2 protein-coding genes and 1 pseudogene are annotated in these 2,507 nt (G+C 50.9%); all 3 read right to left on the bottom strand.

The window, feature by feature from the left end; genetic code table 11:
• Positions 1-395, bottom strand: a pseudogene (locus STRDD11_RS09800) (methyltransferase); the annotation flags it as partial.
• Between the two features lie 102 nt (positions 396-497).
• A complete protein-coding gene (gene thiI, locus STRDD11_RS09805) occupies positions 498-1,712 on the bottom strand; it encodes a tRNA uracil 4-sulfurtransferase ThiI (RefSeq protein WP_128837172.1) in 1,215 nt (404 codons plus the stop codon).
• A gap of 3 nt (positions 1,713-1,715) precedes the next feature.
• On the bottom strand, positions 1,716-2,507 hold a 792-nt coding region (locus STRDD11_RS09810), incomplete at its 5' end, for a cysteine desulfurase family protein (protein WP_164828462.1).

The following is a 2,507-nucleotide window of genomic DNA, read 5'->3' on the forward strand; positions in this document are numbered from 1 at the left end:
GATCTGTTCCTTATAGTTCTGATAGGATTTTCCAAATTTTATCATGCACCATCTCTCTTCAGCAAGAATAATCCAATGAGCTGACAGCTGAAAAATCATGAGTAACACAGAGAAAATCATCGACTTAGTCAAGAAAGCTATGCCCAAAAAACAAACAAAGTAGGCCAGATACATGGGATTGCAGGAAAAACGATAAAGTCCGCTTGCATTCATTCCATTCGCATCCGGTCTGGCAAAATCCCGCAGGCTGGCAGCACACAAAGCCAAACCAAGCAGGTAAGCAGTCAGTCCAGCGTAAAAAATCAAACCTAATCCTTAAGCAAAAAGGAGATAAGGAACAAAGCCAGATTGCTCAGTTGGTAAATCGCATAAGCAATTTTTTCTTTCCCTTCCATTGGTGCAAAATAAGCTGCGCGCGGCAGAGCATCCTTATTAAAAGGAGCCAAGAAAGGGAATGAACAGTAAAATAGCAGGCATGCCGTCCTCTTCTTTCTCTTCTACAACAGCCCCTCAATCAGCTCATCAACTTCATCAGTCTCCGCCTGTGGTGTGATTTCAGTTATCATGATGCCTGCGACAGCGCGGTCCACCAACCCTTCGACATCGAGGCGGGCTTCGTACTGCTCAGCATTTTTGATTTTAGGATTAGTCTTGGGACGGTCGGGCGCAAAGATAGTGCAGCAGTCTTCGAATGGCTGGATAGAGATTTGGAAAGTGTCGATTTTCTCCGCAATCTCAATAATCTCCAGCTTATCCATGGTCACGACTGGGCGGATGACCGGTGTATTGGTCACGGCGTTAATCGCCTGCATGCTCTCAATGGTCTGGCTAGCCACCTGTCCCAGGCTTTCACCGTTGATAATGACCTGACCGCCCCGCTCTTCGCGGATCCGATCCGCAATGCGCATCATAAAGCGGCGGGTCAGGGTCATCAGATAAGCCTCCGGCGCCTTGGCCTTAATCTCCTCCTGAATCTCGGTAAAGGGTACCTCGATAAACTGGATATTGCCGCCGAACTTGGTCAGCTTACGGGTCAGATCCTGCGCTTTTTTCAGAGCGCCCGGACTGGTGTAGGGCGGGCTGGCGAAGTGTACGGCTTCAATATCCACACCGCGCTTGAGGGCCAAATAGCCGGCCACCGGTGAGTCAATCCCGCCCGACAGCATAAGCATGCCTTTCCCTGATGTGCCAACAGGGAGACCGCCTGCTCCGCGAATGGTCTCATAGGAGATATAAGCTGCCTCCTCGCGGATCTCCACCCGCAGCTCAATATCGGGGGCTTTCATCTTGACCTGAGCATGGGGAATGGCTCTAAAAACAGCGTCGCCCAAGGCCTGGTTAAGCTCACGGCTGTCCAGCTCAAAGCTGTGGTCACTCCGCTTGCTGGAGATCTTGAAGGTCATGCCCTCCTGATAGACGTCCTTCATGATGGTCTGAACGGCTTCGATCAAGGCAGGTACAGACTTTTCGACCTTATAGGACGGTGAGAAATTCTGAATCCCAAAAATCTGCCGGAGCGACTCCGCCACAGGCTGATAGTCCATGCCATGCAGGTAAACATGGGTCCGGTCCCGATCTGCTGTGACCTTGACTGCAGGATAGACTGACAGGATAGACTGAATTGTGCGTTTGAGTTTGTTAATAAAGCGCATGCGGTTCTTGCCCTTGGTAGAGAGCTCGCCGTAGCGTACCATAATTTCTGAATACTGCATTCTTTACCTTACTTTTCTGGTTTTTTCGTAAATGATTTTAAAGGTTGTCAAAAACTGCTCCATCTGACCCATATCATTGTCCGCATCCAAGCTGACCCGGACAGCTGTTTGAGCCAGAGACTTTTCGACACCCATAGCTATTAGAGTGCCTGCTGGCTTGCCGGCCTTGGAGGAGCAGGCACTGGTGGTCGAGATATAGATCTCGTAGTCCTCAAAGGCATGGACGACCACCTCGCCCCGCACTCCCCTGATACCAAAGGTCAGGATATGAGGCGCAAAATTCTCTCGGCCGGAAAAGACCGTTACATCAGGATAGGCGGCCAACTCTTCCAGAATGACTGCCTTCATCTTGGCCGTCCGGCTGGCAAAGGCCTCCTGATTTTCCATGGATAATCGCAGCGCTTTAGCCGTCGCTGCAATCCCAGCCAGATTTTCTGTCGTAGAGCGCTTGTCCGACTCCTGACCGCCGCCGGTCAGAAGCGGAGTGATTTTCTTGCCGGCCTTGATGTAGACAAAACCTACTCCCCGCAGACCGTGAAATTTGTGGCTGGAAAAGGTCGCAAAGTCCACCCGCTCCGTCAGATAGTCTGCTCTAGGAATCTTGGCCGCTGCCTGCACCGCATCCACATGAAAAGAAATGGCCGGTTTATCAGCCAAGAGCTCTGAAATAGCCTGAATAGGCTGAATAGAGCCGATTTCATTATTGACAGCCATGATAGAGACCAGGGTCGTATCCGGCCGAATGAGAGCCGCCAGCCTGTCCACATCTACAAAACCGCTCTGGTCAACCGGAGC

Source organism: Streptococcus sp. DD11, assembly GCF_001578865.1.
GTDB classification, from domain to species: domain Bacteria; phylum Bacillota; class Bacilli; order Lactobacillales; family Streptococcaceae; genus Streptococcus; species Streptococcus panodentis.